The following is a 19,837-nucleotide window of genomic DNA, read 5'->3' on the forward strand; positions in this document are numbered from 1 at the left end:
CACCTCTTGCGCGGCGTTATGCTGACGTTTTTCTCCCGGAACAGCCCCTCCATGAGCCTTTCCCATCGTCGTCCCGTACCGCTGTCCAAAGCCTATCGCCTGCTCAACCACGGCCCGACCGTACTGGTCAGTGCCGCCCACGGCGGCCAGCGCAATATCATGGCTGCGGCCTGGTCCATGCCCCTGGATTTCGACCCGCCCAAGGTTGCCGTGGTCCTGGACAAGTCCGTGTGGACCCGGCAACTGCTCGAAGCCTCGGGCACGTTCGTGTTGAACGTACCGGTGGTGACCCAGGCCGATCTCGTCCAGACCGTAGGTTCGACCTCGGGCCAGGAGTTGTCCGGCACACCGGGTCAGGACAAATTCACCACCTACGGCCTGCAGACCTTTGCCGGTGAGCAGGTCGAGGCGCCGTTGCTGGAAGGCTGCGTCGCCTGGCTGGAGTGCCGCTTGCTGCCGGAGCCGCACAATCAGGAGCGTTACGATCTGTTCCTTGGTGAAGTCATCGCCGCCCAGGCCGATGAGCGGGTGTTCCGCGACGGCCATTGGCACTTCGACGACCTGCCCGAGCTGCGTACCCTGCACCATATCGCGGGCGGTAATTTCCTGACCATTGGCGAACCCGTTGTCGGCCAGATGCTCAAGCCCAAGTAGGCAAGTTCCGCGTCGGCATGCAGAACTGCCGACCATTACTCAGTTCGGCAATAAATAGCCGTCAGCCCATTGTTGCTCTCAACGGTGTGGCTGACGGCTTGCCGCGATTGTTCTACTCTGGCGGCCGCGCTGTTTCGGCGTGTCTCTGGATAGATCAAACATGGATTGCCTCCCGCGTCTTCGCGTCGTGCTCGGCCTCGCGCTGTGCCTGCTGCCTTTTGCCTTTGCCCAGGCGGGCGAATGCCTGAAATATCAGCCTGAACCGGCCAGCCTCAGCGGCCAGTTGGTGCGCAAGGCCTTTGCCGGGCCGCCCAACTTTGAAGATGTCGCCACGGGCGATGAGCCGCTGATCGGCTACTACCTCAAGCTTGCCGAGCCGCTGTGCATGACCGGCAACGCGGACGAGGAGGACGTCGATCTCGATGCCGACGTGCGTCTGGTGCAACTGGTGCTGGATCAGAAGGGCTACGACACGCTGCGCCCGTATCTGGGCCAGAAGGTCGAGCTCAAAGGTACGATGTTTGGCGCCGTCTCCGGCTACCACAACACCCCGGTGCTGTTGCAGCAGGTCGAAAAGGTCAGCGGCCAGCCAGCGCCTGCGCCTGATTGTGCGGCGCTTGATAAAACCTTCTCGGCAGTGGTTGATGGCTCTTACGACCCACCTTTGACCGCCAGCATCTCCGGTAAGGAACGCGCCTATTTCTACACCGCGCCAAACTTCGCCTGCACCAACAAGAAAGTCTTCGTGGTGCCGGGTGACAAGATCGAGGTGTCGCAGATTTCCGAAAACGGCTGGACCAAGGCCACCTACACGGGCAAGGACGGTAAGACCTCCAGCGGCTGGATCGATCAGGGCCAGGTGCAACTGGATGCGGTCGAGCCCGAAGGCGGCGAGGGCGAAGAAGCGCTGCCCGATGATGTCGACACCTACACCGTGGTCCGCCACGAGTGCGTCGAACTGGACATCGACAAGAGTTGCGCCGGCCTTAAGAAAAAGTGGGATGCGCTGATGGAAGAGTACAAGGGCACTCAGGAAATCATCGACGTGCTGAACGAAAACAAGCCGCCAGCGACGAAGTGACGCGCTCTGTTTAAGCCATCAGGGCGGGCTAATTGACACAGATCATGGGGGCTTTTACCCGATTTAGGGAAAAGCCCTTTATAATCTGCGGTTTTTAGCCCCCTTCGATGTGAGAAACAGTGTGAGCCTACCCGCCTGCCCGAAATGCAATTCCGAGTACACCTACGAAGACGGCGCCATGCTGATCTGCCCGGAATGCGCCCATGAGTGGTCTGCCGACGGCTCCTCTGACTCTGATGACGAGGTCAAGGTCATCAAGGATGCGTCCGGCAACGTGCTGGAAGATGGCGACACCATCACCGTGATCAAGGACCTCAAGGTCAAGGGCACGTCCCTGGTGGTCAAGGTTGGCACCAAGGTCAAGAACATCCGTCTGGTTGATGGCGATCACGATATCGACTGCAAGATCGACGGTATCGGCGCGATGAAACTGAAGTCCGAGTTCGTCAAGAAAGTCTGATCCCTCTCGCCAGGTCTCAGGGCCTGGCTTCATCATTGCCTGCAACCCCTTACTTGCAGGCAATTTTCTCTATATCGCTGGCCACCGTGTCACTTTCCACCGGTTGTTCGCGCCAGTTGATCTGATCGCCATTGAGCGCCTCCATCGTCAGACCCGAGCCCAGAAAGTGCACGGTGTCTTCCTTGCAGTTGTAGACCCGCCTGGAATAGACAATCCCGCTCATGCTCGAGCGCTTGACCACGATCATCCGTTCCTCGGCGCTGCCGCTTGTATCGATCAGCACGTACTGGGCGAGCTTGTCATTGGGGATGACAATCACATTTTCCTCGGCACTCGCGGCGGATACCATCATCCACAGCGCCATGAACGCCAGACATCCTTTCATTGCCACCTCCTGACCCAAGCCTCCCAGCGTTTGACTCTAGACACTTTTGGGTGGGGTATTGCTGCAATAATCAGAAAAACCCGAGGTGCTGCTCCAGCGTGCATGGCTAATACCAAACTGTGGGAGCGAGGCTTGCCCGCGAAAGGGCCGTATTGCCCGACACCTCTCTGGCGCTTGGCGTATTGCTTTCGCGGGCAAGCCCCGCTCCCACAATTCAGATTATTCTGTGCTGTCTGCCGATAAGGAATTCCCCCATGCCACCGCTCCTTGATCTGCCCGCCTTACTCGCTATCGCCCGACGCTCGTCTGCCGTGAGCCAGCCCTGCAACTGCATCAGCAAACCCCTGGCCGGTTGGGAAGGCTGGCCGGTGACCTTGCGCGAGGCGCAGCTCGAACAGGTCGGCACCCTGGCGGCATTGCCTCGCGAGGAAGCCACCCTGGATGAATATCATCCCGACGGCACCTCCTACTGGTCCATCGAGGCACCCATAGCGCCGGCTTTCTATCCCTACAACCTGTGCGGCGTCTGGGCCTGTCGGGAGTGCGGGCGCGCCTATCTGCGCTACAACGACGACGGCGCCTATCACTCGGAAAGCCGCATCCGCGCCCTCGATCCTGAATTGATAAGCGCCGCCCAATAAAAAGCCGCTTCTGCGAACAGAAGCGGCTTGGCGTAGCGGAGTCAGTGCATCAGTGCACGAACAGCGCAATCAGGATGATGATCGGGATTGGCACACCGAGGAACAGCAGAAGTAATGAGCGCATGGTTTTTCTCCTGGCTTAACGAGCCGTTGTTGTAGTGGTGTAAGGACGTGCTTCAAGGTAGATGTCCGCATCGCGACGACGGCCACCGTAGATAGCGGCGAAGCTGGCGACGAAGGCACCGATCAGCAGCGAGATGAAGGTCCACAGCGAAGTCCAGGCAGCGGCTTTGGCGGCGGTATCAGCGGCGTTCTTGGCTGCGGTCTTGGCGTCTTCCACGGCCTTGGCGGTCTGGCCATAGACCTGATCGACACGACGCTCGGCATCGGCCTGGCTGAGGTTGGTGCGCTGGGCAATCAATTGGGCCAGGTAGGTACGATCCTCGGCGCTCAATTTGCCGTCATTGTTCAGGCTCTTGGCGAAGATGCGGAACACAACGCCTTTGGCTGCGTCATCACTGACGGCGGCAGGGCGGTCGTCACGGAACAGGCTGTCGATGAAGTAGCCATAGTCCTGGCCGTTGCTATTGCTTGCGGCACTGCCTGCAACTTGAGTCACAGCGCTGGCGGCACCCGATGCAGCACTGGCACCGGCCTGAACGCCGCCACCGATAACGCTACTCACGGAGCCGACAATCAGTGCGGCAGCGATCAACGTCGATACTGCCCAAGCCAGGAAACCGTGGGCGGTGTCGCGGAAATACACTTCATCGCCATGCAGATTGGCCCATTTGACCCGCAGGCGGCCGGCGAGATAGCCACCGAGGCCCGACGAGACGATCTGGGTGAATGCCAGCCAGACAATGGTTGAAATCCCCAGGGTCTTGGCGCTGACGCCGCTGTCCGCCCAAGGCGAGACCGCAGAGAAGCCAAAGCCGAAACCGAGCAGGACCAGGATTAAGGAAAGCGCAGCGGCGCCAGCGGCACCGGCAAAGATCGCCCCCCAGGACACGCCTGAGTGGTTGACCGACTCTTGCGCAACGGCAGGGTAAGTATCAGGGGATGTAATCATTATTGTGTTGCTCCGTGCTCGAATAGTTTTGTTACATCTTCCCGAGGGAAGGTGCACTCGCTATGCCAACCGGAGGTGTTGATAAAAGTTGTTTAAATTCAATTAGTTAAATATATGTTTTGATTTTGATTCATGCATTCTGCAAGGTCTGGGTGTTTTTCAGTGGGCGTTCTGCATGACTGCGTTGCCAATGTCAGGCGCCGTGCCGTCTTGCAGCAAACGCACATCCGTTGGAGCGAGGCTTGCCCGCGAATTGAGCAGCGCGTTCAGTCAGGCATACCGCGTCGAGGCCTTCGCGGGCAAGCCTCGCTCCAACGACGCGTGTAAAGTTTGTTGGCAGGAGGCGATGTCATTCCGTTGAGAGATGCCATCACGGCAAACGACGCGACGCGCCCTCTAGGGTTTTCCACAGATTGCGCATGGTCGGGTTCTGATTGGCGATGGCGCAGTACGAGCGGATTTCCAGGCGTGTACTCCATTCCTCGCCGCCTGCGCGCACCAGTTGGCCGCGCTCAAGTTCGTCGATCACCGCGCTTTGGGGCAACCATGCCACGCCGTAACCTTCAATGGCCATGCGCATCAACAGCATGGTCATGTCGGCTTCGTAGCAGGGCTCCAGAGCAATGGCGCCGGGGCCGTTGCGGATGACGATATCCACCACCCGGCCGAGAAAAGTCGTCGCGGTATAAGCCAGGTGCGGCACCGGTTTGCTGGCGCTGCCGGGCAGGCGATACAGCGGCTGGCCACGTTTGTCAGGGGCGCACAGCGGAATGAAAGCGTCATGACCCAGGGCAAGGCTGCCGAAGCGTTCGGAGTCGAGCAGGATCGGCGCCAACGGATGGTGGTAGACAATCATCAGGTCGCAATTGCCTTCCTCCAGGGCGATCACCGCGTCATGGATATTGGCCGCCACGACCCTGGCATTGAACTGCTCGTTATGCTGCTGGAACTGCGAGAGCCACTTGGGCAGGAAGGTCATCGACAGGCTGTGCCCGGCGGTGATCTGGATCGAGCGCCCCGGCATGCGCTCCACTTCGCGCAAGGTCGAGCGCAACCTGAGCAGGCCGCCCAGGGCCTCCTGACTCTCTTCGCAGAACACCTTGCCCGCGGCTGTCAGCTGCACCGGGTAAGTGCTGCGGTCCACCAGTTCGACGCCTACCCATTCTTCAAGAGAGCGAATCCGTCGCGACAGAGCCGACTGCGTCACACAGCGCACTTCGGCTGCGCGGGAGAAATTCTTCCACTCGGCTATCGCCAGAAGATCATCCAGCCACTTGATATGCATACTCGGCCCTCATGCTGTTTGACGGTGAGTTTACTGCGCTGCAGCCTGAAAACAGGGGCTGTTTCACAAACTATTCCAAAAGCGCATAAGCCCATCGTTATTACTCATCATCAAAGCGCTGGCGCATCCTTAGAATCATCCTGGTAGCACCGATGCCAAAGAGCCATCGGGCGATCGATCCCGTCTTCCGCTCCAGCTCCTGCCAAGTAAAAAAGTAAAAAAATCACTTGAGGAACGCGCCATGAACAGTCGCTCTGCGAATACCCGCTCCACGAAAAACCGGCTTCCCCGTCAGATCGCCATCGGCATTGCCCTGGGGGTGCTGGTGGGTTGGGCATGCCATCACTTCGCAAGCCCGCAAGGCGCCAAGGACATCGCCGCTTACTTCTCGATGGTTACCGATATCTTCCTGCGCATGATCAAGATGATCATCGCACCGCTGGTGTTTGCCACCCTGGTCGGCGGTATCGCCAGCATGGGCAATTCCCGCTCGGTAGGGCGCATCGGCCTGCGCGCCATGACCTGGTTCGTCACGGCGTCGGTGATTTCGCTGCTGATCGGCATGGGCCTGGTCAATCTGTTTCAGCCCGGTGCCGGGCTCAATATGGAAGTGGTACAGCACGCGGCAACGCCGCTGGCGGTCAATACCGGCGACTTCAGCCTCAAGGTCTTCATCAGTCATGTGTTCCCGCGCAGCATTGCCGAGGCCATGGCCAACAATGAAATCCTGCAGATCGTGGTGTTCTCATTGTTCTTCGGCTTTGCCCTGGCAGGCGTCAAGCGCGCCGGTTACACCCGCATCACAGACACCATCGAAGAACTGGCCAAGGTGATGTTCAAGATCACCGACTACGTCATGGCCCTGGCACCGATCGGTGTGTTCGCCGCCATCGCCTCGGCAATTACTACCCAGGGCCTGGGTCTGCTGGTGGATTACGGCAAGCTGATCAGTGAGTTCTACCTGGGCATCGTGCTGCTGTGGGGCGTGCTGTTCGGTGCAGGCTATTTCTTCCTTGGCCGCTCGGTATTCACTCTTGGCAAGCTGATCCGCGAACCGATCCTGCTGGCGTTTTCCACGGCCAGCAGCGAGTCGGCCTACCCGAAAACCATCGAAGCTCTGGAAAAGTTCGGTGCGCCAAAGCGGGTGTCCAGTTTCGTCCTGCCGCTGGGTTATTCCTTCAATCTCGACGGCTCAATGATGTATCAGGCCTTCGCCATTCTGTTCATCGCTCAGGCCTACAACATTGATCTGAGTTTCACTCAACAGCTGCTGATTCTTCTGACGCTGATGGTCACCAGCAAAGGCATGGCTGGCGTAGCCCGGGCTTCGGTTGTGGTGGTTGCCGCGACCCTGCCGATGTTCAACCTGCCCGATGCCGGTCTGCTGTTGATCCTGGGTATCGACCAGTTCCTCGACATGGCCCGCACCGCGACCAACGTGGTCGGCAACAGCATTGCCACAGCGGTGGTGGCCAAGTCCGAACCGCAGGAAGAGCCGGAGGAAGAGGCAGAGGTTGTCCAGCCAGTGGGCGCGATTGCCTGAGGTTCCCCGCTTCAGGAGGACCTGTAGGAGAGAGCGGAAGTAAATCGGGTGGGAGCGAATTCATTCGCGAAGAGGCCAGTACATTCGACCCATATCTATCGCCTCGAACACCGCTTTCGCGAATGAATTCGCTCCCACAGGGTTTCAGTCATTCAACAGGTTCTGCGTTGTTCGAGAAGAGAGCAGGTCATGCAAAAAACAAACGAAGCCGCCCTGGCGCGCAAGCTGGGCATTATTGGTGGGCTGGGCTCCCTGGCGGGTGGCGATCTGTTCTACAAACTGGTCAAGTCCCGGGCGGTGCTCGAAGATCAAGGCCGCTATCACTTCCTGTTCGAGCAGCATCCGTTCAAGGACGTATTGCTGCCTCTGGACCGCAACGCCGCCATGACCTCGCGCAAGTTCTATGTCTTCCAGGTGTGCAAATCCTTTGAAGACAACGGAGTCGATGCGGTGATGCTGCCGTGTTTCGCCAGCCATACCTTCCGCGCCGAGATTCAGGAAGAACTCGGCATCCCGGTGCTGGACATGCTCGATGCCTTGCGCCAGCACATCGGCCATGTGGTCGAGGGCGGTACGACCCTGGGTGTGATTGCCTCGGATTACGTTCGTCATTCGGGTCTGTTCGAGCGATATCTGGGGCGCGACTATCGCATCGTCTACCCAGACGCCGCTGCCCAGGCCGCGCTGATGGAAGCCATGTACGGCGTCAACGGGATCAAGGACGGCCATCTGGAAGGCGTGCCGTTCGAAGCGGTGTATCAGGCCTGTCTGTCGTTGCAGGAGCAGGGCGCGGCGATCATCGTGCCCGGCATGACCGAGCTGTCGCTGATCTGTCCTGACCTGCAACGGCGGGGCATCAGCGCGCTGGATATCAACGAGATCTACGCCCACTTCGCCACCCAGGCGGATGGCCAGCCGACGCGCCCGCCGTTCAAGCTCGGCATTGTCGGCGGCGTGGGGCCTGCGGCCACGGTGGATTTCATGGGCAAGGTGGTGGCGCATACCCCGGCGGACAAGGATCAGGAGCACATCAAGATGGTGGTCGAGCAGAACCCGCAGATTCCCGACCGCACCGCCAACCTGCTGCGCGATGAAACCGACCCGACCGTAGCTCTCTACGCCACCTGCAAGCGTCTGGAAAGTGCCGGGGCCAATGCCATTGCCATCCCGTGCAACACCGCCCATGCCTTTGTCGAAAGGATTCAGGCGCACCTGCGCGTGCCCATCGTCAATATGCTCAGTGAGACGGTGGAGTGGATTGCCGGGCACTACGGCTCGGGCAAGACCATCGGCCTGCTGGCGACGTCGGGTACGGTGCAGAGTCAGGTCTACCACGAAGCTGCACGACATGCGGGGCTGCAGATCATCACGCCAGGGCTGGATTATCAGGCCATGGTCATGGAAGCGATCTACGGTGAGCGTGGGATCAAGGCCGGGTACACCGAAGGACTGTGCCGCGAACAATTGCTGCTGGCCGCCGAACACCTGTATGAACTGGGCGCCAACGTGCTGATCCTCGGCTGCACCGAACTGCCCCTGGTGCTGCAACACAGCGCGGGGTTCCACCTTAATGGGCATGTGGTGCCATTGGTGGACCCTACGACCATTCTGGCATTGCGCTGCGTGGCGTTGGCGCAGGATCGATAACCCGAATTTTTGAGTCGAAACGAGATCCCGTAGGAGCCGGCTTGCTGGCGATCGAGTGCGGAGCGCTCGCACAAATGTCGGTGACTGACTCGACGCTATCGCCAGCAAGCCGGCTCCCACAAAATCGCATTCCAGTTCCGGCTTCGGGGTTTACTGGACGTTCGCCCCCTTACACTGCGATGAAGGCGACTGCACCAGCCCGGCCTTGCCATCGGCGACAAAGTCCGCCCGTTTCTGCGCCACTTTGTCGCGCAGGGCAGCGTAGTAGTCCGGTTGTTGTTGCAGGCGATCGGTCAGCGGCAGCGCCTCTGCTCGACCATCCACTATGCCGCCAACGGTATTGATCGTACTCAGGGTGTCGACGGTATCGCTGTTGCTGCCAAACGGGTCGACGGCAAAGCTAACGACTTTGCCGGTGGCGTCGCGCAGGTTGCTGCTGCCGAACAGTGGCAGTTCGACAATCGGGCCGTTGGCGATATTCCATACGCCGAAGGTCTGGCCGAAATCGGCCTTGTGCCGTTCTATGCCCATCTTGCCGGACACATCGATCAGGCCGACCACACCTACCGTGGTGTTGATAACAAAGCGGCCAAAGGTCGTTACCGAGCGCTGGCCGTTACCTTGCAGCAAGTCGTTGATAAAGACTTTCGGCTCACCGAAGTTGGCGACGAAGTTGTGCACGCCGTCCTGAAAGAATTCCGGCAAATGACGATAACCGCGTGCTACCGGCGCAATGGCGTAATCATCGAGTACGCGGTTGAAACCGAATATGCCGCGGTTGACGCTTTCGGCCGGGTCGTGCAGCACATAGGGCACGCTGTCGCATGGCCCCTGACGCGTGTCGCTGACCGGAGTCTGGCTGCAACCACTGGCAAATACGGCGATAAGACTGACAAGGCTGGATCGAGCAAAAAGGCTGGGCATGCGGGATATCTCGGCAAGGACTGGGGGCGATCCTGCCTGCGGTTTTTTGCTCGAGAATGTCCAGTTGATTGCAAAACAGTCGCTTTATTACCGAATTGAAATATATGACGGCACGCGGCAAATGGTTTTAGATGGCCGCTCCTGCCTTCATCGCGACAGTGTGTTCCCGTGAGCCATTTACTGCTGGTGGACGATGACCTTGAAGTCCTCGCCCTGTTGAAAAAGTTTCTCGAACAGCACGGTTATACCGTCGAAGTTGCCATCGACGGCCCCGGTATGTGGCGGGCGCTGGAGCGGCGTTTGCCCGACCTGATCATTCTCGATGTGATGCTGCCCGGCGACAGTGGCCTGGTGCTCTGCCAGCGCTTGCGCGCCGAACATGCGGTGGCGGTGATCATGCTGACGGCCATGGGCGAACTGAGTGACCGCGTGGTTGGCCTGGAACTGGGCGCCGATGATTACCTGACCAAGCCTTTTGACGGTCGTGAGCTGCTGGCCAGGGTGCGCGCGGTATTGCGGCGCACCGGTGATGGTCGGCAGGCAACGGACAGCGGCCCACGACCGATCCTCGAATTCACGCAGTGGCAACTGGACGTGATGCGCCGCGAATTGCGCTCGCCGGACAAGGTCATGATTCCCCTGTCCAACGGCGAGTTCGAGCTGCTGCTGGTGTTTGCCGAGCACCCGCGGCGAATTCTGTCCCGGCAACAATTGCTCGATATGGTCCGGGGCGAATCCCACGAGGCCTTTGATCGCAGCGTCGACGTTCAGGTCAGCAGGCTGCGGCGCAAACTGGAAACCGACACCAGCGGCCCACCGATGATTCGCACTATCCGCAACGGCGGCTACCTGTTCACGCCCCATGTGGTGCGGCGATGAATCTGCTGGAGAAGCTCAAGGCCCGCTACCGTCGACCGCACAACACCGTGGCCCGCTGGATCGCCCTGACTACCGTGATCGCGATGCTCACCGCCCTGGCATTGGGTGGCCTGCTCAGTCTGCTGGCGGGTGTCTGGGCCAAGCCGCCGCTGCTGGAAGCCGGGTTGATGGAGAAGGTCGCCTCCGTTACCCGCATCATCGAGTCTGTGCCGCTCGAGCAACGTCCGGCGATTGCCAGGGCCGCCAGTGATCAGGGCTTCACTGTCGAGTGGCTACGGCAGCACGCCGACGCACAAATGCCTGTGCTGGATGATCCGCAATTCAATCTGGGCTCACAATTGCTGCGCCAGTTACTGGGTAATGCCAATACCCGGATTGAAGCGTACGAGCCCGATGACTGGCCCGAGCAACAGGCGGACCGACGTTATGCGCTGCTGCTGGAGCTGATCGATGGCTCCTGGGTGATGTTCTCCACGCCGACCCGCAGCTGGGGCCTGAAGCAGCTGCCGCGCAACCTGATTTTTATCGTCTTGGCCTTGCTCTCGACCATCGTCGTCGCGTTGATTGCTACTCGCCACCTGGCCAGCCCTCTGGAGCGTTTCGCCCAAGGCGCACGGCGCTTCGGTACTGACTTCAAGGCGCCGCCCATTGCGGTTGAAGGGCCGCAGGAACTGCGCCAGGCCATCCTCGCGTTCAACGCCATGCAGGCGCAGTTGCAACACTTTCTGCATGATCGCACGCAGATGCTCGCCGCCATTTCCCACGACCTGCGCGCGCCCCTCACGCGCATGCGCCTGCGCGGTGAATTTATCGACGATCTGGAGCTGCAATCCCGGCTGTTCCGCGACGTGGATGAGATGCAGGCCATGGTCAACTCCGCCCTGGAGTTTTTCCGCGATGACGCCCGGCTTGAGTCTGCCACGCCCTTCGATCTGGCCGAGTTGCTGCACACGGTCGTGGATGATTTCAAGGATGCAGGCATCGATGTGGCGTTGAGCGCGCCGAATCGTTTTGTCTATGTGGGGCGACCGGTCGGTATCAAGCGCATGCTCACCAACCTGGTGGAGAACGCCAGCAAGTACGGGCGTGAGCCCAGCGTCGAATTGATCGGCGGCACCGACCGGGTGGAAATCCGCGTGCGCGATCGCGGGCCGGGCATTGCCGTGGAGCATCACGAAGCCGTGTTTACGCCGTTCTACCGCCTTGAAGGCTCGCGCAATAAAAACACCGGTGGCGTCGGGCTGGGGTTGTCTGTAGCTCGGGCGACCGTGCTGGAGCATGGCGGCAGCCTGACCCTGCGCAACCGCAAAAGCGGCGGGCTGGAAGTCAGGGTGCAGCTGCCATTTGGCTGATCAGCGTCGGCTCAGGGCCAGGCGCGCGGCGAACAGCAGAAAGATCACCCCAGTGGTGCGATCCATCCAGCGAATCACCTGCTCGCGGCGCAGAATCTCGGCCAGTGGCCGGGTGGCGCCAATCAGCACCGCCGACCAGATCAGGCTGAGCAGCACATGGATGCCCACCAGTCCGAAGGTCCAGGCAATCAGCGGCTGGCCCTCGGGAATGAACTGCGGCAGGAACGACACATAAAAGATCCCGACCTTAGGGTTGAGCACATTGCCCAGCATGCCCTTGAGCAGCCAATTGCCGCCTTGGCCGCGCTCGTCGGTCGTACTGGCCATCCTGCTGCGCGGGCGCACAAGCATGTTTGCACCCAGCCAGCACAGATACGCCGCGCCGCAGTACTTGAGAACGCTGAACGCCAGCTCCGACACCGCCACCAACGCCCCCAGGCCAAACGCTACCGCCGCGCCCCAGATCAGGCAACCGAGGTTAATGCCCAGCACCGCCCGCACTGCCTGCTGCTTGCCTTCCACCGCCGCCGTACGCAGGACCAATGCCGTGTCGAGCCCCGGCGTCAGGGTCAGCAGGGTGGCGGCGAGGGTGAAGGCCAGAAGGTTGTCGGCGATGGACATGGCGGCGGCTCGAAAGGACGGTGGCGGTGAGGCTAGTCGGGTGGGGGAGCCAGAGCAAGGGGGTGAAGAGGGGAGTGACTTGCGGACAAATTATTGGGTGTTATATTTATATATAACTTTTTGAGCTCGATGGAATGGCATCATGCATAAAACCAATCTTCGCAAAGTAGGAGGCTCAATAATGCTGGTTGTCCCACCCGCATTCCTCGATCAACTGCATCTGCAAGCCGGTTCAGCGGTGAACCTGAGCATTGAAGAGGGGCGTCTGGTGCTCACTCCGAACCCCCGACCTCGCTATACGCTGGCAGAGTTGTTGGCTGCTTCAGACTATTCCCAACCGCAATCGGCCGAAGAGCGTGAATGGCTGGATGCTCCCGTTGTCGGTGGTGAGTCGATATGAGGCGAGGTGATATCTACCTGGTCTCTCTGGATCCAACAAAAGGGCACGAGCAGCAAGGCTCCCGCCCCGTCCTGATTGTATCGCCGCAGGCATTCAATCAGGCGACCGGACTGCCCGTGATCTGCCCGATCACCAGTGGTGGCGACTTTGCCCGTCGCACGGGTTTTGCCGTGCCTATAACCGGCATCTCGACAACCGGTGTCATTCGTTGTGATCAGCCCCGTTCACTTGATCTTGGCGCCCGTAATGGGCGCAAGATAGATACTTTGCCAGCAGATATCATGGAAGACGTGCTGGCGAGATTGGCGCCTATTTTTGAGTGACCGAAGCGGCGGAGCCGGGTAGGAGCGAACGTGTTCGCGAGAGCCCTCCCGGCTAAAGCCGGTCCTACGGACCTACATTTACTTTGCGACAGCGAGTTTATGCTCCAGCAGGTTGCAACGACTCCCATAGCGGGCTTGCTACGGCCACCTACACACGAGGAATGACAGCTTGAAACAGAAAATCGCCGTTATAGGCGCCGGTGTTATCGGTTTGTCAGTGGCCCGCAACCTAGCACTGCAGGGCGCTTCAGTTACCTTGCTGGAGGCCGCGACGGTCGGTTCAGGAACCAGTGCCACGAGTTATGCCTGGGTCAATTCCAACGGCAAATCACCGGACGCCTATCACGCGCTCAACGTTGCCGGAATGAACGCACATCGTCTTCTGCAACAGCAAAGTCAGTCCCAGATTCGCTGGCTGGATGAGTGCGGCACCCTCGAATGGGCCGCGGAGCCGAGTGAAGTTGCACGTCTGCAAAAGCGCGTCGAATCCCTGATCGCCAAGGGCTACGCGGCAATCCCGGTTGAACGCAAAGCCCTCGCCCAATCGCTGCCTGAACTCATCCTGCCAGCCGAATCGGTGCCGATCTGGAGCTTCCCCGACGAGTCATTACTGTGCCCGGCGCTGTTCGTGGCCTTTCTGCGCTCCGAGGCGATTCAGAACGGCGTAACCCTCCTAGAACATCAACGGGTCACCGAGATCGACGAACAGGCATCCGGGGTGCGCTTGCAGTTGAGCAATGGCTCCTGCTGGGAAGGCGATATCGCGGTCAGTGCAGTGGGTCGCTGGAGTGCGTCATTGCTGGCCACAGTGGGCGTGGAGCTGGCCATGGTGGATGCCGACCAGCCGGGGCACATCGGCTGCAGTTTCCTCGGCCATACCTCGCCAGCGCAGATCCAGCTGCGCGCCAACCTGATCACGCCGGATATCAACATCAGACCTGACGGCGGCGGTCGCCTGCTGTTGCAGGTGCTCGACATCGATCATCAGGCCGATCCCAAGCATGTGCCCGCTGTCGATGGCCCGGTTGGGCGGGAAATGATGGCGAGGCTGGCGCAGGTAATGCGCAACAGCGCTGGCGTTCAGCTCGAACAGATAGTGGTAGGCCAACGCTCACGCCCAGCCGATGGCTTGCCAGCGGTGGGCTACGTGACCGACCGCAAGCGCGTCTATGTGGTCGCTACCCATAGCGGCATGACCCTTGCGCCGGCGCTGGGGAATCTGGTTGCCGAGGACATACTCACAGGCTCACGGCCGGCCCTGCTGGCGGAGTTCAGCCCTGAGAGACTGATTGGCAGGAAGGCGAGCGAGTTTCAGGAAATTGAGACCCATCATTTTCCGGCGGCGCAGTGAGTGTGCATGCCTGTAGTCTCGGATGCTCGAAGGCCCGCAATATCTTGAAAGGTTACTTGATTGGGTTGGATGAATTATTGTACATACAATAATTCCATGCACATTACCTTCGACACAGCTAGGCGTGACAAAACGTTGGCCGAGCGTGGCGTTGATTTCGCCGAAGCAGACACTGTGTTTATCGGGCATCACTTCACTGTCGAAGACGATCGTCAGGACTATGGGGAATCGCGATTTATCACTGTTGGCTTTTGCGAGGGCGAATGATTGTCATGGTCTGGACACCGCGCGGCGCGGATCGCCGTATCATTTCCATGAGGAAAGCCAATGAGCGTGAACAAAATCTCTATCGGCACCGCCTGGGTTGACCCGGACGATGCGCCAGAACTGACTGATGTTTTTTTCGAGCGTGCGGATGAGTACGTCGGGAATCGTGTCATCAAGCGCGGCAGGCCTAAGGCCGATGCCGTGCGGGAGCGGATCTCAATCCGCCTGGCGCCTGAGGTGTTGGAGCAATTCAGGGCCTCGGGACCAGGCTGGCAGACGCGAATGAACGCTGCGCTGGCCGACTGGCTCAAGACACACACACCCTCGGACGTGCCGATCTAGCTCTGGTGAGTATTTCCACGTGCCCTGAGTGCAACAATCGTGGCTTCAAGCCGAGCAGCACAAGAAGTGATTGCTGGCTGGTGATGCGTACGCCTTGCCTTAATGTAGAACCTTGCGAATCTCTCCAATCCTGATCCGATCAAGTGCCCGATTCAGCGCATCCAAGGCATCGAGAAGGGCTTTGGCTTCGGCTTCCCGGCCATCTCCCCAGAGGCGTTCGGCCATTCTGTTGAGGGCCTGGATGGATCTTTCGATATCAGCAGCGGTTGCTGGCGGGAGGTCTTCCTGTTGCTTCTTGGTCATGGTCAGAACGTCCGCATTGGTTGTGCTGATGCTGAAAAGCCAAACCCCGGAAACAAGAAAACCCGCACTAGGCGGGTTTCTTGTTTGTCTGGACGCTTCGTTGGAAGCGTCTAGACGGTACTTGGTGGCTACACAGTCATTTGAACCCGTCGTATAAGTGACTGTTTTTAAAGAATTCTGTATTTTTAGTTTTCGGCCGGGATACACGTGGGGATACACGGCGCTCTCTGCTGGGGTAAATTTCATGCCCGGCGTCGCCCGCTAGTGGACGTTTTTATCACGTTGACCACTGGTCGTAAAACTTGAGTGATCGGGTCAATATTTCCCGATCATCGGCTCAAAGCATCATCTATTGGGGTTCGGGTCAGCCATCCACTTACTGATTTCTAATTCGCGCCAGGCTACTGAGTAGGGGCCTATCCTTACCTGCTCGGGAGTGTCCCTTCCCTTATCCTGCGATAAATCGTCTTCCGTCCAAGGCCGGTTAATCAGCGAGGTCTTTTATGTGGACGCCACGTGCGGACTTCGGGCTTTCTTCCAACCTGATCAGCGGCTTGCGATGACCCAGGAATGGGCCGTTTATCTCGATTTAGTCGGGGTAGCCTGATCGGCTCGGGCGGCGGCTACTTGCGCTCGGTTCCATGCAATGACCTCGGACTTGACCCAGCCGACAGTCCGACCCCCAAGGTGTACCTGCTTCGGGAATTGACCTTCCTTTATGAGCTCGTACAGTTTTGTCGTGCGAATGCCGGTCAGTTTCATCACTTCCGGCCGACGGATCAGTTCTACGGGCTCTTCTTTCAATGCAGTGTTCATGGTTATTGCTCCGTGCCGCGCAGGGCGGCGAAGGTGTTATTCGGTGGCGGCGGCGATAGTCGCCTCGAACGTCGAGGCAAGCGCCGCGTTGTTTTCCTGCCTTGGCCGAATTATCGTCGCTCATCCCACGCGTCACCCGCTCATTGAGCGCCCACCGCCGGCAGCATGACTCAGGAGTTCATGATCGGCGTGACCTGCCTCAAGGCGTTGCGCCCATTGGACGCAGACGCCCTGGAAATCATGTTCAGCCAGGCTATTGATCGAAAGATGGCGCCGATGACTTGAGTGCGGTTGTCCAGTTCAATATGGCTTCCAACGCCACCCAAGGATTTTGTACTGAATCAGCAGCCCTACTGCAATCTGGCGCATGCTTGAATGGTTCGCCAAAGTACTCTACAGATTGAAACTCTAGGCACTCAGTACAGGCAACAAAACCTCCCATCATCAGCCAGTTCTTGTTCCATTCGACTACCTGACTTACAACGCTCCCGCGCTTTGCATAACTGACCATTTCACACCTCCATGGCGTCTAGGCCGGGGCATCCGGCCCGTACATGTCAGGGTAGACGATGGATCAGCATGCATTCGTGCTCAGCCGACATCGAGCAGCTTCGAGTGTTGTGGGGCTCAGGTAAAAATGTCGGCAGGGAAGAAAGAGCAGCAGGGGCAATAGGGTAGGCTGCCCAGCCCAAAACTGCATAGGGCGTGGGCATTTACTTCAGAGCTCAGGAAGATTGCTCAATATCTTCTTGAGGTCGTACCAAGGGAACTGATCCTCAGAAGCCTTATGAGGACAGCTTTTATAATGCGAAAACGGTTTAATACCGTCGCTCGCGCGTTGCGACTCTCCACATGAAACGCACCTCAAATACACCCCTACTAGGTGCCACTTCATGGAATAGCCAACGACGTCCTTATCTATGCCGCGTATATCAGGGCAAGTCCCGCCTCCATGGGCCGAAGATCCTTCATGCGATTTGCACAGGTTGAACCTTGAATTAGCACTCATACGCTGCATACCACCGCTGCGAGGGCGCTCACCATGATCGCCACGAAATCGTAACGGCTCAGTGAATGTAGCGTGACAATTGAGAACTGCTGTCTTTGGGCCATTACAGAGTGGGTCATGCGACGAATGGCCGCCCGGCACTTCACAGCGACTACTTAGCCAGTTGCACTCTACAGTTCACGTAGGCGTCTGACCCAGGCTTCGCACCGTACGATTGGCATTGCTGATCATCTGCAGCGCCCTTGAATTCATACTCCCGGTGGTCGCTGTTCAGCTGTGCCTGCCGGTTGTTATAGCCATTCGTACCTGGCAGACAGACATCTAATGCCATGCCCATCGCACAATCGCCGGGGCGGTTGGCGCAGCCGGTAAGCAGCAAGGCGGTAAAGACCGCAATCAATCCCTTCATGACGCTCTCCCTTTAGATCAAGGGAGTCTGGCATTCATGCTTGGCATCAATCCGCCATAAGCCCCTGAAAGGCATTTGAACGTAAGCACCAGCGCGACATCTACCGCTCATAGCCTGCGGCCTAGGAGAGCGGCCATGATTTCCCATCTCGAGCTCCGCCAGATAATCGAATCTGGTTTTACCCCCATGAAATGCATCTGCACCATCACCCACGACAATCTGATGACGTTCAGCCTGTTCGAGCCTCACAAAGGCCACCCGGCATTGGAGGTACGCAACCTCAACGCAGCCGAACTCACGACCAGTCGAGCAATCGCCAGCCTGGTGCTGGAGCTTAAAGACGAGTTGGCGCACCAAGGCCGTCAGGGCCATGCCGAATGGCGGAAGCGAGGATGACATGGCTGAGGGCTCAGCGCTTGCGGTCATATACTATCTAGCTGCAAATCAGCAGGTCGACGCTAAAGGTGCAGGTCGATGCCTGCGTGGGTAGGGGCTCGCCGCGATCACCCTGGCGGCAGATCGGTTTGCGGCCAGGATAGGCGGCCGTGGATCGAATGAACAGCTAGGGGCGGGCAGGCAAAAGAAAGCCCGCGATGAGAGCGGGCCGAAACAAGTAGGAGTGATTCTCAATCTACGTTCAGGATTGTGAAAGTATCGTGAAATGGCATGTCACTGGTCGGCAGAGGCTCGCAGCTCTGCCGTTCCAATTGGCAAAACCTCTAATGGCGGGAGTTCGATTTTCTGCTCCGGCCAATGGAGCACTACGGCGTCGGCGGAATGTGATTGTGGACTAACGATCGCGTCATGCAGTACGCCAACCTTATGCAGAACGGCCTGGCCCGCCAGAGTAATCACGCCACAGCCCACCGCAATGCCAGCTATTTTGATCAGCTTTGCTGTCTTGGCTTTCATTGGCATTCCCGGGCAAGTCTGACTGCAATCCTACAGCCGCGGGACGTAAGGGGAAAGCCCGCCAGGTGTGGGGCTGGCGGGCTAGGATGTTTTGGAGGTCTACAACATCCCGAATGAAGCGTAGAACATGCAGAACGAAAAGCCCGGCGCTGGGCCGGGCTTAATTATTTTGTTTTCTTAGGCGCCGGTAGAGATGAGCCGGTAAAAGCGCCAATTGCCTTATTTGCAATCGCGAGGGGGACGCTACCTTTCTTGGTCTGACCTAGAAGGTAGGTTGGGAATTTGCTAGTTATGTAAGTCTGAGCGAGCCATGCGCGGAACTCCCCCAGCGCGGCGTCCGGATAGGCAAAAGAGGGTTGAGGATTGCTTTTTGACTGCGGGTAGTAGAGAGGATATTCGTGATCATACTTTTGTCGCAGTCCGTGGACCTGGTCAAGGTTCAGCGCTTTCCAGTGCTCACTCCATGCCTTTCCTACAGAGATGTCTGGAACCACCTTATCGCTAATCATAATTCCCGTGCGGATCATGGGCACGATCATCGACGCTATTTCGCGGAAGACGCTAAAGTAGCCGAGAGGAACGGAGGTAGTCGTCATATCTACGCGATCATGGAAGTGACGCCAGCTGTCCAGCATCCGCTGCTCCGGAGAGTAGCCAACAGCTGTGTATATGAGCGTCCTGAAGGTCTCTCTTGCTAATCGTCTAAACGCTCTTATAGCCTCTTCCCGCGGGTCTTTGGTGACGAACGCGTAATATTCCAAGACGGCCATGCATACAGGCTCGGTGTAGGCGTTAACCTCCGATCCGTTTAGCTCTGACTTAAGATACAGGCCATCATCATGGTAGTTCGAGGTGATAAGCATTTCATTTATTGAGCTACCTCTCTCCTTGAGCTTTTCCTCGCTCCAGTTTATCGCAAGCCGATTTAGCACCTTGCGGTCGATGCCGCACATGCGCGCCAAACCACTTTCGGTCAGGTAAGGAATGCCGTTTTCGAGAACCCCCATCTCGATGCCGTCGATCTCGATCTGCTTCTCGACATGGAAAAGCTCAATCTGAAATGGGGCTGGGCCTAAACCAGTATCGTTTACGGTTAAATCCTTGTTTTTGCTCATAATATCCTTGGGCCTATGAGTTGTTTTCCATCACGTAAAGCGCAGC

At 58.5% G+C, this 19,837-nt stretch carries 25 protein-coding genes; 14 read left to right on the forward strand and 11 right to left on the reverse strand.

Translation table 11 applies throughout. From position 1 onward, the window contains the following. Positions 1 to 51 precede the first annotated feature (51 nt). From M2401_RS24620 to M2401_RS24630, 3 genes are all read left to right on the forward strand, one after another. Positions 52 to 654 (forward strand): flavin reductase family protein, encoded by a 603-nt coding sequence (locus M2401_RS24620; protein ID WP_259106876.1) that lies wholly within the window; start codon positions 52 to 54, stop codon positions 652 to 654. Between the two features lie 160 nt (positions 655 to 814). Beyond that, positions 815 to 1,735, forward strand: a complete 921-nt coding sequence (locus M2401_RS24625) for a DUF4431 domain-containing protein (RefSeq protein ID WP_259106879.1) — start codon at positions 815 to 817, stop codon at positions 1,733 to 1,735. Positions 1,736 to 1,856: 121 nt separating this feature from the next. Beyond that, entirely contained in the window at positions 1,857 to 2,195 is a 339-nt protein-coding gene (locus M2401_RS24630) for a zinc ribbon domain-containing protein YjdM (RefSeq protein ID WP_259106881.1), read from the forward strand. Positions 2,196 to 2,244: 49 nt separating this feature from the next. Here the strand turns inward: M2401_RS24630 and M2401_RS24635 are convergent, their stop codons facing one another. Beyond that, positions 2,245 to 2,580 carry a hypothetical protein gene (locus tag M2401_RS24635; protein ID WP_259106883.1) on the reverse strand — a complete coding sequence of 112 codons (336 nt, stop codon included), beginning with the start codon at positions 2,578 to 2,580 and terminating at the stop codon, positions 2,245 to 2,247. A 254-nt stretch (positions 2,581 to 2,834) separates the two neighbouring features. Between M2401_RS24635 and M2401_RS24640 the strand changes: the two genes are divergently transcribed. Beyond that, positions 2,835 to 3,221 carry a hypothetical protein gene (locus M2401_RS24640; RefSeq protein ID WP_259106885.1) on the forward strand — a complete coding sequence of 129 codons (387 nt, stop codon included), beginning with the start codon at positions 2,835 to 2,837 and terminating at the stop codon, positions 3,219 to 3,221. Between the two features lie 139 nt (positions 3,222 to 3,360). Here M2401_RS24640 and M2401_RS24645 read toward each other — a convergent pair whose 3' ends face one another. Both M2401_RS24645 and M2401_RS24650 read right to left on the reverse strand, forming a co-directional pair. Beyond that, entirely contained in the window at positions 3,361 to 4,293 is a 933-nt protein-coding gene (locus M2401_RS24645; RefSeq protein ID WP_259106887.1) for a hypothetical protein, read from the reverse strand. A gap of 370 nt (positions 4,294 to 4,663) precedes the next feature. Further along, positions 4,664 to 5,578 carry a LysR substrate-binding domain-containing protein gene (locus M2401_RS24650; RefSeq protein ID WP_259106898.1) on the reverse strand — a complete coding sequence of 305 codons (915 nt, stop codon included), beginning with the start codon at positions 5,576 to 5,578 and terminating at the stop codon, positions 4,664 to 4,666. A gap of 241 nt (positions 5,579 to 5,819) precedes the next feature. Between M2401_RS24650 and M2401_RS24655 the strand changes: the two genes are divergently transcribed. After that, positions 5,820 to 7,121: a dicarboxylate/amino acid:cation symporter gene (locus M2401_RS24655; RefSeq protein ID WP_259106901.1), complete on the forward strand. Its 1,302-nt coding sequence runs from the start codon at positions 5,820 to 5,822 to the stop codon at positions 7,119 to 7,121. 189 nt (positions 7,122 to 7,310) lie between these two features. Next, positions 7,311 to 8,768 carry an amino acid racemase gene (locus M2401_RS24660; protein ID WP_259106903.1) on the forward strand — a complete coding sequence of 486 codons (1,458 nt, stop codon included), beginning with the start codon at positions 7,311 to 7,313 and terminating at the stop codon, positions 8,766 to 8,768. A 150-nt stretch (positions 8,769 to 8,918) separates the two neighbouring features. Here M2401_RS24660 and M2401_RS24665 read toward each other — a convergent pair whose 3' ends face one another. Next, positions 8,919 to 9,692 (reverse strand): VacJ family lipoprotein, encoded by a 774-nt coding sequence (locus M2401_RS24665; protein ID WP_259106906.1) that lies wholly within the window; start codon positions 9,690 to 9,692, stop codon positions 8,919 to 8,921. A gap of 168 nt (positions 9,693 to 9,860) precedes the next feature. Here M2401_RS24665 and M2401_RS24670 point away from each other — a divergent pair, with 168 nt between their 5' ends. Together M2401_RS24670 and M2401_RS24675 are read left to right on the forward strand one after the other, a co-directional pair. Next, the gene (locus M2401_RS24670) at positions 9,861 to 10,571 is read left to right on the forward strand and encodes a response regulator (RefSeq protein WP_259106907.1); all 711 of its coding nucleotides are present in this window, start codon (positions 9,861 to 9,863) and stop codon (positions 10,569 to 10,571) included. Beyond that, positions 10,568 to 11,923, forward strand: a complete 1,356-nt coding sequence (locus M2401_RS24675) for an ATP-binding protein (protein ID WP_259106910.1) — start codon at positions 10,568 to 10,570, stop codon at positions 11,921 to 11,923. Before M2401_RS24670 ends, M2401_RS24675 begins: the two co-directional genes overlap by 4 nt. On the opposite strand, the gene M2401_RS24680 is transcribed toward M2401_RS24675, so the two are convergent. After that, positions 11,924 to 12,544 carry a LysE family translocator gene (locus tag M2401_RS24680; protein WP_259106911.1) on the reverse strand — a complete coding sequence of 207 codons (621 nt, stop codon included), beginning with the start codon at positions 12,542 to 12,544 and terminating at the stop codon, positions 11,924 to 11,926. Positions 12,545 to 12,686: 142 nt separating this feature from the next. Between M2401_RS24680 and M2401_RS24685 the strand changes: the two genes are divergently transcribed. The 5 genes from M2401_RS24685 (at position 12,687) to M2401_RS24705 (ending at position 15,227) form a co-directional block, all read left to right on the forward strand. Beyond that, positions 12,687 to 12,944 carry an AbrB/MazE/SpoVT family DNA-binding domain-containing protein gene (locus tag M2401_RS24685; RefSeq protein ID WP_259106913.1) on the forward strand — a complete coding sequence of 86 codons (258 nt, stop codon included), beginning with the start codon at positions 12,687 to 12,689 and terminating at the stop codon, positions 12,942 to 12,944. Beyond that, positions 12,941 to 13,267 carry a type II toxin-antitoxin system PemK/MazF family toxin gene (locus M2401_RS24690; protein ID WP_259106914.1) on the forward strand — a complete coding sequence of 109 codons (327 nt, stop codon included), beginning with the start codon at positions 12,941 to 12,943 and terminating at the stop codon, positions 13,265 to 13,267. The genes M2401_RS24685 and M2401_RS24690 overlap by 4 nt, the downstream gene beginning before the upstream one ends. Before the next feature lie 169 nt (positions 13,268 to 13,436). Continuing rightward, complete coding sequence (locus M2401_RS24695; protein ID WP_259106915.1) at positions 13,437 to 14,618, forward strand: FAD-binding oxidoreductase; 1,182 nt, start codon at positions 13,437 to 13,439, stop codon at positions 14,616 to 14,618. Between the two features lie 96 nt (positions 14,619 to 14,714). Beyond that, positions 14,715 to 14,885 carry a BrnT family toxin gene (locus M2401_RS24700; RefSeq protein WP_259106916.1) on the forward strand — a complete coding sequence of 57 codons (171 nt, stop codon included), beginning with the start codon at positions 14,715 to 14,717 and terminating at the stop codon, positions 14,883 to 14,885. 60 nt (positions 14,886 to 14,945) lie between these two features. Further along, the gene (locus tag M2401_RS24705) at positions 14,946 to 15,227 is read left to right on the forward strand and encodes a BrnA antitoxin family protein (RefSeq protein ID WP_259106918.1); all 282 of its coding nucleotides are present in this window, start codon (positions 14,946 to 14,948) and stop codon (positions 15,225 to 15,227) included. Positions 15,228 to 15,326: 99 nt separating this feature from the next. Here the strand turns inward: M2401_RS24705 and M2401_RS24710 are convergent, their stop codons facing one another. The 4 genes from M2401_RS24710 to M2401_RS24725 all read right to left on the reverse strand — a co-directional run bounded on the left by M2401_RS24710 (position 15,327) and on the right by M2401_RS24725 (position 17,764). Beyond that, entirely contained in the window at positions 15,327 to 15,530 is a 204-nt protein-coding gene (locus M2401_RS24710) for a hypothetical protein (RefSeq protein ID WP_259107468.1), read from the reverse strand. A 345-nt stretch (positions 15,531 to 15,875) separates the two neighbouring features. Then, positions 15,876 to 16,022 (reverse strand): AlpA family phage regulatory protein, encoded by a 147-nt coding sequence (locus tag M2401_RS34350; protein WP_310504153.1) that lies wholly within the window; start codon positions 16,020 to 16,022, stop codon positions 15,876 to 15,878. 87 nt (positions 16,023 to 16,109) lie between these two features. Then, positions 16,110 to 16,346, reverse strand: coding sequence for an AlpA family transcriptional regulator (locus M2401_RS24720; protein ID WP_259106919.1), 237 nt, complete (start codon positions 16,344 to 16,346; stop codon positions 16,110 to 16,112). A 1,160-nt stretch (positions 16,347 to 17,506) separates the two neighbouring features. Continuing rightward, the gene (locus M2401_RS24725; RefSeq protein ID WP_259106921.1) at positions 17,507 to 17,764 is read right to left on the reverse strand and encodes a hypothetical protein; all 258 of its coding nucleotides are present in this window, start codon (positions 17,762 to 17,764) and stop codon (positions 17,507 to 17,509) included. Between the two features lie 135 nt (positions 17,765 to 17,899). Here M2401_RS24725 and M2401_RS24730 point away from each other — a divergent pair, with 135 nt between their 5' ends. After that, positions 17,900 to 18,160 (forward strand): DUF1652 domain-containing protein, encoded by a 261-nt coding sequence (locus M2401_RS24730; protein WP_259106924.1) that lies wholly within the window; start codon positions 17,900 to 17,902, stop codon positions 18,158 to 18,160. Between the two features lie 273 nt (positions 18,161 to 18,433). Here the strand turns inward: M2401_RS24730 and M2401_RS24735 are convergent, their stop codons facing one another. Further along, positions 18,434 to 18,676: a hypothetical protein gene (locus tag M2401_RS24735; RefSeq protein ID WP_259106926.1), complete on the reverse strand. Its 243-nt coding sequence runs from the start codon at positions 18,674 to 18,676 to the stop codon at positions 18,434 to 18,436. 164 nt (positions 18,677 to 18,840) lie between these two features. Continuing rightward, entirely contained in the window at positions 18,841 to 19,791 is a 951-nt protein-coding gene (locus M2401_RS24740; RefSeq protein ID WP_259106929.1) for a hypothetical protein, read from the reverse strand. Positions 19,792 to 19,837 lie beyond the last annotated feature (46 nt).

This window comes from Pseudomonas sp. JUb42 (assembly GCF_024807945.1).
Taxonomy (GTDB): Bacteria; Pseudomonadota; Gammaproteobacteria; order Pseudomonadales; family Pseudomonadaceae; genus Aquipseudomonas.

Bases quoted from the DNA above. Each gene is read 5' to 3' on its own strand.
- M2401_RS24735 (WP_259106926.1), bottom strand. From the start codon at position 18,676: ATGAAAGCCAAGACAGCAAAGCTGATCAAAATAGCTGGCATTGCGGTG.
- M2401_RS24675 (WP_259106910.1), top strand. From the start codon at position 10,568: ATGAATCTGCTGGAGAAGCTCAAGGCCCGCTACCGTCGACCGCACAAC.
- M2401_RS24655 (WP_259106901.1), top strand. From the start codon at position 5,820: ATGAACAGTCGCTCTGCGAATACCCGCTCCACGAAAAACCGGCTTCCC.
- M2401_RS24650 (WP_259106898.1), bottom strand. From the start codon at position 5,578: ATGCATATCAAGTGGCTGGATGATCTTCTGGCGATAGCCGAGTGGAAG.
- M2401_RS24700 (WP_259106916.1), top strand. From the start codon at position 14,715: ATGCACATTACCTTCGACACAGCTAGGCGTGACAAAACGTTGGCCGAG.
- M2401_RS24640 (WP_259106885.1), top strand. From the start codon at position 2,835: ATGCCACCGCTCCTTGATCTGCCCGCCTTACTCGCTATCGCCCGACGC.
- M2401_RS24725 (WP_259106921.1), bottom strand. From the start codon at position 17,764: ATGAAGGGATTGATTGCGGTCTTTACCGCCTTGCTGCTTACCGGCTGC.
- M2401_RS24665 (WP_259106906.1), bottom strand. From the start codon at position 9,692: ATGCCCAGCCTTTTTGCTCGATCCAGCCTTGTCAGTCTTATCGCCGTA.
- M2401_RS24680 (WP_259106911.1), bottom strand. From the start codon at position 12,544: ATGTCCATCGCCGACAACCTTCTGGCCTTCACCCTCGCCGCCACCCTG.
- M2401_RS24635 (WP_259106883.1), bottom strand. From the start codon at position 2,580: ATGAAAGGATGTCTGGCGTTCATGGCGCTGTGGATGATGGTATCCGCC.
- M2401_RS24720 (WP_259106919.1), bottom strand. From the start codon at position 16,346: ATGAACACTGCATTGAAAGAAGAGCCCGTAGAACTGATCCGTCGGCCG.
- M2401_RS24690 (WP_259106914.1), top strand. From the start codon at position 12,941: ATGAGGCGAGGTGATATCTACCTGGTCTCTCTGGATCCAACAAAAGGG.
- M2401_RS24740 (WP_259106929.1), bottom strand. From the start codon at position 19,791: ATGAGCAAAAACAAGGATTTAACCGTAAACGATACTGGTTTAGGCCCA.
- M2401_RS24705 (WP_259106918.1), top strand. From the start codon at position 14,946: ATGAGCGTGAACAAAATCTCTATCGGCACCGCCTGGGTTGACCCGGAC.
- M2401_RS24730 (WP_259106924.1), top strand. From the start codon at position 17,900: ATGATTTCCCATCTCGAGCTCCGCCAGATAATCGAATCTGGTTTTACC.
- M2401_RS24625 (WP_259106879.1), top strand. From the start codon at position 815: ATGGATTGCCTCCCGCGTCTTCGCGTCGTGCTCGGCCTCGCGCTGTGC.
- M2401_RS24645 (WP_259106887.1), bottom strand. From the start codon at position 4,293: ATGATTACATCCCCTGATACTTACCCTGCCGTTGCGCAAGAGTCGGTC.
- M2401_RS24710 (WP_259107468.1), bottom strand. From the start codon at position 15,530: ATGACCAAGAAGCAACAGGAAGACCTCCCGCCAGCAACCGCTGCTGAT.
- M2401_RS24660 (WP_259106903.1), top strand. From the start codon at position 7,311: ATGCAAAAAACAAACGAAGCCGCCCTGGCGCGCAAGCTGGGCATTATT.
- M2401_RS24685 (WP_259106913.1), top strand. From the start codon at position 12,687: ATGCATAAAACCAATCTTCGCAAAGTAGGAGGCTCAATAATGCTGGTT.
- M2401_RS24620 (WP_259106876.1), top strand. From the start codon at position 52: ATGAGCCTTTCCCATCGTCGTCCCGTACCGCTGTCCAAAGCCTATCGC.